The organism is Tahibacter sp., from assembly GCF_032229445.1.
Classification (GTDB): Bacteria; Pseudomonadota; Gammaproteobacteria; order Xanthomonadales; family Rhodanobacteraceae; genus Tahibacter.
This window is the reverse complement of the sequence record NZ_JAVTWC010000053.1, coordinates 65,030-71,908: the sequence shown is the minus strand read 5'-3', so window position 1 is coordinate 71,908 and position 6,879 is coordinate 65,030. Positions and strand designations below refer to the sequence as shown.

At 67.3% G+C, this 6,879-nt stretch carries 7 protein-coding genes; 5 read left to right on the top strand and 2 right to left on the bottom strand.

Going from position 1 to position 6,879, the window contains the following annotated elements; genetic code table 11:
* Positions 1-246 precede the first annotated feature (246 nt).
* From RUU78_RS10450 to RUU78_RS10430, 5 genes are all read left to right on the top strand, one after another.
* Entirely contained in the window at positions 247-1,167 is a 921-nt protein-coding gene (locus RUU78_RS10450; RefSeq protein WP_313916322.1) for a LysR substrate-binding domain-containing protein, read from the top strand.
* Positions 1,168-1,278: 111 nt separating this feature from the next.
* Positions 1,279-2,229, top strand: a complete 951-nt coding sequence (locus tag RUU78_RS10445; RefSeq protein ID WP_313916320.1) for a methyltransferase — start codon at positions 1,279-1,281, stop codon at positions 2,227-2,229.
* A gap of 42 nt (positions 2,230-2,271) precedes the next feature.
* A complete protein-coding gene (locus tag RUU78_RS10440; RefSeq protein WP_313916318.1) occupies positions 2,272-2,850 on the top strand; it encodes a pseudouridine synthase in 579 nt (192 codons plus the stop codon).
* A gap of 129 nt (positions 2,851-2,979) precedes the next feature.
* Positions 2,980-3,726 (top strand): class I SAM-dependent methyltransferase, encoded by a 747-nt coding sequence (locus tag RUU78_RS10435; protein ID WP_313916316.1) that lies wholly within the window; start codon positions 2,980-2,982, stop codon positions 3,724-3,726.
* Between the two features lie 87 nt (positions 3,727-3,813).
* Positions 3,814-4,359 (top strand): SRPBCC domain-containing protein, encoded by a 546-nt coding sequence (locus RUU78_RS10430; RefSeq protein ID WP_313916314.1) that lies wholly within the window; start codon positions 3,814-3,816, stop codon positions 4,357-4,359.
* Positions 4,360-4,589: 230 nt separating this feature from the next.
* Here RUU78_RS10430 and RUU78_RS10425 read toward each other — a convergent pair whose 3' ends face one another.
* Together RUU78_RS10425 and RUU78_RS10420 are read right to left on the bottom strand one after the other, a co-directional pair.
* Entirely contained in the window at positions 4,590-5,675 is a 1,086-nt protein-coding gene (locus tag RUU78_RS10425; RefSeq protein ID WP_313916312.1) for a peptidoglycan -binding protein, read from the bottom strand.
* A 6-nt stretch (positions 5,676-5,681) separates the two neighbouring features.
* Positions 5,682-6,758, bottom strand: coding sequence for a flagellar motor protein MotA (locus RUU78_RS10420; protein WP_313916310.1), 1,077 nt, complete (start codon positions 6,756-6,758; stop codon positions 5,682-5,684).
* Positions 6,759-6,879 lie beyond the last annotated feature (121 nt).

The window sequence follows — 6,879 nt, the reverse complement described above, 5'->3', positions numbered from 1 at the left end:
GTTCTGATCACTCTGAACGCCCAACGGGCCGGGTGAAGAGTGATCGCTCAGAACCGCAGGTTCTGATCACTCTGAACGCCCAACGGGCCGGACGGCCAAACGCAACGCGTTTGGCCCGGGTTGTGGAGATCTGGTGCACGGCCCAAGGGCCATACGGTCAGGACTGCTACGGAGCACAACGAGGTTGTGGAGATCTGGTGCAGATCACGAAAGCGGCGCTCCCGAATCTTGTTACAGAACTTCCCCATGCCTCGACTGCCGCTGACCGCCCTGCAAGCCTTCGTACTCGCCGCGCAGCAGCGCAACCTGTCGCGTGCGGCGCTGCGCTTGAACCTCACCGTCAGTGCGCTGAGCCATCAGATCCGCGCGCTGGAGCAGCGCCTGCAGCAAAGCCTGTTCGTGCGCGGCCCGCGCGGCGTCACACTGACGGCCGACGGTCAACGCCTGCTCGATGCGGTCGAAGCGCCGCTGGCTGCGATCGAGCGCGCGATGCAACCGCCGCGACATAGCCGGGACGATGTGCTTAGTCTGAGCATGATGCCGACGGTCGCCTCGGGCTGGCTGGTGCCGCGCCTGCCGCGCTTCGTCGCGCGCCATCCCGAACTCGAGCTGCACCTGCATTCGGGTACCGGCATCGTCGATTTCGCCAAGGAACCCATCGATGCGGCGCTGCGCTTCGGTCCCGGGGTATGGCCGGGACTCGATGCGATCCACCTTTTCCACGAGTGGATTACTCCCGTCGCCAGTCCGCTGCTGCTCAAGCGTCGCAGCCGTGCGCCGCAGCCGGCCGACCTCGCGCGCTGGCCGCTGCTCGGCGATCCCGGCGATCGCTGGACCGACTGGTTCCAGCAGTTCGGCGGCCAGCCGCCCAAGCGCTACGTGGCCAGCTTCGGCGATACCGAAGCGCTGCACCGCGCCGCGCTCGAAGGACTGGGCGTCGCGCTCGGCCGGCTGACCATGGTCAAGCCGCATATCGATGCAGGCCGGCTCGTCGTGCTCGTGCCCGAGCGGCTGCGCGCGGAGTGGTCGCATTATCTGGTCTTTCCGCCGCGTTCGGCGGCGCATGCGGGGGTAGCCGCGTTCCGCGCCTGGGTGCTGGAAGAGGCTGCCCAGCACAGCGCCGCCACGGCCCTGGCATCGGTCACGGCGAAGCGGCGCCGTCGCTGACGGTCTGATTGCCATTCCGGCGCGTTTGCGCAACGGCACGGCTCGCCGTGTTCCGGCCTTAACCGCGTGCGTGCTAGCCTGCTGCCCCCTTTCCTGAAAGTCGGAGCCGTCATGCAGAAGCTCGCCCTGCCGTTCGCCCTTGCCCTGGTTCTCGCCGCCTGCGGTGGAGGCCAGGAACCGGCCAAGCCCGTTGCGACGCCCGAGCCGGCCAAGCCCGCCGCACCGGCGCCGGCACCGGCTCCCGCTCCAGTGCCGCCGGCGGTCGCGGTCCCGGCCGATGTCGCCAATTGGGACATCCTGCAGAACCAGGTGCTCACCGGTCACTGGCGTTCCGAGGCGAACAAGGCGCGCGATGCCCACCGCCATCCTCGCGAAACGCTGGCCTTCTTCGGACTCAAGCCCGGCCAGACCGTCGTCGAAATCACCCCGGGCGGCGGTTGGTATACCGAGATCCTCGCGCCGCTGCTCAAGGGTCAGGGCAAGCTCGTTGCCGTGGTCATGGACCCGACGAGCGCCGAGAAGGAAGGCACCCAGAAATATCTCGCCAAGAGCAACTCCGCGCTGCGTGACAAGCTGGCCGCGGATGCCAGCACCTACGGCGAAGTGGAAGTGCGCGAGTTCGCGCTGACCACGCCGAAGTTCGGCGAGCCCGGCAGTGCCGATCTCGTGCTGACCTTCCGCAACGTGCACAATTTCATGATGTGGAAGAATGATGCGGCAATGTTCAAGGCCGCATTCGATGTGCTCAAGCCGGGCGGCGTGCTCGGTGTGACCGACCATCGCGCGGCGCCTGGCGCCGACATGGAGAAGATCAAGGACTCGGGCTATATCCCCGAGGACTACGTGATCAAGCTCGCGACCGATGCCGGCTTCGCGCCGCCGGAAAAGAGCGAGATCAACGCCAATCCCAAGGACACCAAGGACTACGAAAAGGGCGTCTGGACCCTGCCGCCGTCGCTGGCCCTCGGCGACAAGGACAAGGACAAGTACGCGGCGATCGGCGAGTCGGACCGCATGACGCTCAAGTTCGTCAAGCCAGATCGTTCGGCGGCCAAGCAGTAACGGCTACGGCGCGCGGATGCGGCATCCGCGCGCCGTCCATGCATGTTGCTCGCATTCAACAAACCGTATGGCGTGCTGTGTCAGTTCACCGATCGCAGCACGCCGCGCCGGCCCACGCTGGCCGACTACATCCGCCAGCCTGACGTCTACGCGGCGGGTCGTCTCGATGCGGACTCGGAAGGCCTGCTGCTGCTGACCGACGACGGCGCGCTCGCCCACCGGCTGACCGATCCGCGCCACAAGCAGGACAAGACTTACTGGGTGCAGGTGGAAGGCAGCCTCACCGATGCTGCGCTCGCGGCCTTGCGCGACGGCGTCGTGCTCAACGACGGCCCGACCCTGCCGGCCCAGGCGCGCGCTCTGGCCGCGCCGCCGGCGCTGTGGCCGCGCGATCCGCCGGTGCGCTTTCGCAAGAGGGTGCCCGACGCATGGCTGGAACTCACGCTGCGCGAAGGACGCAACCGCCAGGTGCGGCGCATGACGGCGGCGGTGGGATTGCCGACCTTGCGTCTCGTGCGGGCGCGCATTGGCGCGTATGCGCTCGAGGGCTTGGCGCCGGGCGAGTGGCGGATTGTCGATACGGATGAGCCGCACGCCGGGCGAAGCGCCGGACGACGCTGACGGTCGATAACGCGGGCGTGCGCAAGCACGCACTGGGATGCAAAGGTGGCTGGCGCCGCACGCGCGGCCGGCAGCGCGGCGGTGCACAATCGGCCGGATCGCTGGCGAGCGCCGGCGACGGAGCAGACCATGTCCTTCAAAGACCATTTTTCGACCCAATCGGCGATCTACCGCACGGCGCGGCCGCGGTATGCGCCGGGCCTGTTTGCCTGGCTGGCGGCGCAGTCGCCAGCACGTGCGCTGGCCTGGGATGCGGGCTGCGGCACGGGCCAGGCCAGCGTTGGCCTGGCCGCCGAATTCGCGCGAGTGGTGGCGACCGATCCGAGTGCCGCGCAGATCGAACAGGCCGACGCCATGCCCACCATCGACTATCGCGTCGAGCGCGCCGAGGCCTCAACGTTGGACGACGGTAGCGCGGATCTCGTCACGGTTGCGCAGGCGCTGCATTGGTTCGACCTCGATGCGTTCCACGCCGAAGCCATACGTGTGCTGCGCCCTGGCGGCGTGATGGCGCAGTGGACCTACGCCGATTGCGCGATCACGCCGCCCGTCGATGCGGTCAAGCAGCGCCTCTACGCGGATGTGCTCGAGACCTACTGGCCAGCGGAGCGGCGGCTGGTCGAGTCCGGCTACGCCACGCTCGCGTTTCCATTCCGGCGCATCGAAGCGCCGACGTTCGACCTGGTCGTGCAGTGGGACCTGGCCGGGTTTCTTGCCTATCTGCGCTCGTGGTCGGCGACGCAGCGCTACCTCAAGGCGGTGGGGCGCGACCCCGTCGACGAGCTCGCTGACGCCTTTGCGGCGGCCTGGGGCGATGTGGAACAAGTCCGTACCGTGCGCTGGGATCTGGCGCTGCGTGTCGGCGTGCGCGACTGATCGTGCGCGGATCCTGGCGCAGCGGCCGATGCGAAGCTGCGTTGCCGCGCGCCATAATCGGCCGGTGCCTGCCAATCGGAGCCGATCATGCGTCCCTTACGTGTACGTGTGAGTGCCATCCTGCTGTTGTTCGCAAGCGCCGCCGGTCAGGCTGCGGTCAAGCAATCCGCTGCCGACGGCTTCATCGTCGAACATCGCCTGCACATCGCGGCGACACCGGCACAGGCCTGGACCACGCTGGCTCAGCCCGCGCGCTGGTGGCCGAAGGAACACACCTGGTCGGGCGACGCGGCCAACCTCAGCCTCGATCTCAAGCTCGGCGGCTGCTTCTGCGAACGCTGGAAAGACGGTGGCGCCGAACACGGCCGCGTCATCATGCTCAAGCGCGACGAGCTCCTGCGCCTCAACGCCGCGCTCGGGCCGCTGCAGGACATGGCCATCAGCGGCGTACTCAGCGTCGCGCTTGCGGCGAACGACGAAGGCACCGAAGCGACCGTCACCTATCGCGTCAGCGGCACGTCGGCGCACGCGCTCGACAAGATCGCGCCGGTGGTTGACCAGGTCATCGGCCTGCAGTTCGGCGGCTGGGCGGCGCTGGATGCGGCTCGCGAATCGAAGAAGCGGGTGAAATAGAACTGATCGCGGCGAGTTGAGTCCGAACACCATCCCCACCCAACCCTCCGGCCCGTTGGGCGTTCAAGACAGCCAGAACCTTGCGGTTCTCAACGGCTGCCTTTCACCCCCTTGAAGGGGAGGGCTCTGTTCCGGGTTCGACCGGGTGCCAGTGTGCGTTGCTGAAACTCGACTGCTTCCTGATTGCTTCAGTGACGCTAGCCCCGTAGTCAGAGCCTCGGGCAGACCGCTCACCGGTTCGTCAGCTGAATCTCGATACGCCGGTTGCGCGTGAACGCTTCCGGCGTCTGGGCCGGGTCCAGCGGCTGGAATTGACCGAAGCCATTGGCCGATAGCCGATGCGCCGGTATGCCCTGAACGACGAGATACTTCACGATCGACACCGCGCGCGCCGAGGACAGCTCCCAGTTCGACGGGAAGCGGTCGGTGTGGATCGGGCGCGCATCGGTATGGCCGTCGATGCGCAGCACCCAGTCGACACTGGACGGAATCTCCGCGGCGACGAGCTTGACTGTCTCGGCGAGCTTGTCCATTGACGCCTGCGCGGTCGGTCCGAGCTCGGCCGAGGCGCTGTCGAACAGGATGTCGGTCGGTACGACGAAGCGGTCGCCGACGACACGGATGTCGGAGCGGTCGCCCAGGGCCGCGCGCAGGCGGCCGAAGAATTCCGAGCGGTAGCGTTCCAGTTCGCCGACGCGGTTGGCCAGTGCAATGTTCAGCTCCTTGCCGAGATCGGCGATCTTGACGTCCTTGTTCTTGAGGTCCTTGTTCGCGACGTCGAGCGCGGCCTGGATCTGCGCCAGCTGCGCGTTCAGCGCGGCCATCTGCCGGTTCAGCAGTTCGAGCTGCGCGACCTGCTGCGCCGACAGCTCCTTGCCTTTGACGACTTCACTCTGGCTCAGGCCGAGTTCGCCGGCCAGGCGCGCGACTTCGCTTTCGAGCTGGCTCTTGAGCTGCGCGAGTGCTGCGATGTCGGCGCCGAGGCGCGCGGCCTCGGCCTGCGCGGCGGTGAGTTCGCTGCGGGCCTGGTCGCGCTCGTTCGTTACGCCGCCGAGCGAGGCCGACAGCTCCTTGACCTGTGTATCGAGCTGGCGCTTGCTGTTCTCGGCCAGCGACAAGGTCCTGGCCAGCTGCGCGACGCGCGCGTTGAGATCGTCGAGCGCGCGATTCTTGCCGGCGAGCGAATCCGACAGCACGAACTGGCCGATTGCGAACAGCATGAGCACGAACACCAGCACCATGATCAGCGCGGTGAGCGCGTCGACGAAGCCGGGCCAGATGTCGACGCCGCGGCGGCGGGAGGCGAGGTTGCGCATAAGGCGTCAGTGCTGCCCGGGGCCGGGACGGCGCTGGTTGTCCAGCGCGGCGGCGATCGTGCGCGACAGCAGGCGGAACTCGCTGCGCAGTTCATCGGACATCGTGTTGCCGCCGCCGGAATGCTGCCCGGCGATCGTCTTCAGCGCCGCGCGCAGGTCTTCCTGTACTTCGGTCGCGGCGTGGCGTTCGCGTGCGTCACGGCCGAGGAATTCGGTCAGGCGCGCGAGTTGCGCATTGAGTTCGCCGAGTTGCTCGCTGGCGCCGCGCCGCTCGCGCTCGTTGTCGACGATGGCGCGCTGCATGCGCTCGAGGCCATCCGCCGTCTGCTCGAGCAGCGCCTGCACATAAGCCGGCACCGAGCCTTCCATCTCCCCGGCGATGCCGCTGCCCGAAGACAGCTTGGTCACGGTAGAAAGCCACTCTTCCATTTCATTGTAGAAGCGGTTCTGCGCGTGGCCGGCCTGCAGGTCGAGAAAGCCCAGCACGAGCGAGCTGGCCAGACCGAACAGGGACGTCGAGAAACTGGTCGCCATGCCGGCGAGCGGTTCGCGAAGCTGGTCCTTCAGCGCGGTGAACATCGCGACGGCATCGGTGCCGACGCCGAGCGAAGAAATGATGTCGGACACCGCGCGTATCGTGCCGAGCAGACCCCAGAACGTACCGAGCAGTCCGAGGAAGATGGCCAGCCCGATCAGATACCTCGACAGGTCGCGCGCTTCTTCGAGCCTCAAATAGACGCCGTCGAGCACCGTACGCATGGAACTCGGGCTCAGCGCCAGCTTGCCGCGCTCGCGGCCTGACAGCATGCGCGCCATCGGCGCGAGCAGGCGCGGCTGGCCGGTGACGGGGCGCTCGGGATTGGCGCGGCGGTAGCTTTCGATCCAGTCGATGTCGCGGTTCAGCGCCAGCACCTGACGCAGGTTCACCGCGATGCCGCCCAGCAGTACGAGCAGGATGATGCCGTTGAAGAACGGATTGGCCATGAAGGCCAATGCCAGGCGCGGTGCGATGAGGCTGGCCAGTACGGCGATCGCGGCGAGGAAACCGGCAATCCAGATCAGGCTGCGGTTGGGTCGGGTCATGGAAGTCTCGGCGGTGCCGCCCTGGGAACGGCTGGAGCGAATGCAATGCGGGAGATGGCTCGTCCCCGCGGCGTATCTCCAACATCCGCGCCGCGAGCTTGCAGGTTAACCCCGTCGTCTG

Excerpts from the sequence above, each read along its gene's own strand:
- RUU78_RS10450 (WP_313916322.1), top strand. The coding sequence starts at position 247 with ATGCCTCGACTGCCGCTGACCGCCCTGCAAGCCTTCGTACTCGCCGCG.
- RUU78_RS10445 (WP_313916320.1), top strand. The coding sequence starts at position 1,279 with ATGCAGAAGCTCGCCCTGCCGTTCGCCCTTGCCCTGGTTCTCGCCGCC.
- RUU78_RS10440 (WP_313916318.1), top strand. The coding sequence starts at position 2,272 with ATGTTGCTCGCATTCAACAAACCGTATGGCGTGCTGTGTCAGTTCACC.
- RUU78_RS10435 (WP_313916316.1), top strand. The coding sequence starts at position 2,980 with ATGTCCTTCAAAGACCATTTTTCGACCCAATCGGCGATCTACCGCACG.
- RUU78_RS10430 (WP_313916314.1), top strand. The coding sequence starts at position 3,814 with ATGCGTCCCTTACGTGTACGTGTGAGTGCCATCCTGCTGTTGTTCGCA.
- RUU78_RS10425 (WP_313916312.1), bottom strand. The coding sequence starts at position 5,675 with ATGCGCAACCTCGCCTCCCGCCGCCGCGGCGTCGACATCTGGCCCGGC.
- RUU78_RS10420 (WP_313916310.1), bottom strand. The coding sequence starts at position 6,758 with ATGACCCGACCCAACCGCAGCCTGATCTGGATTGCCGGTTTCCTCGCC.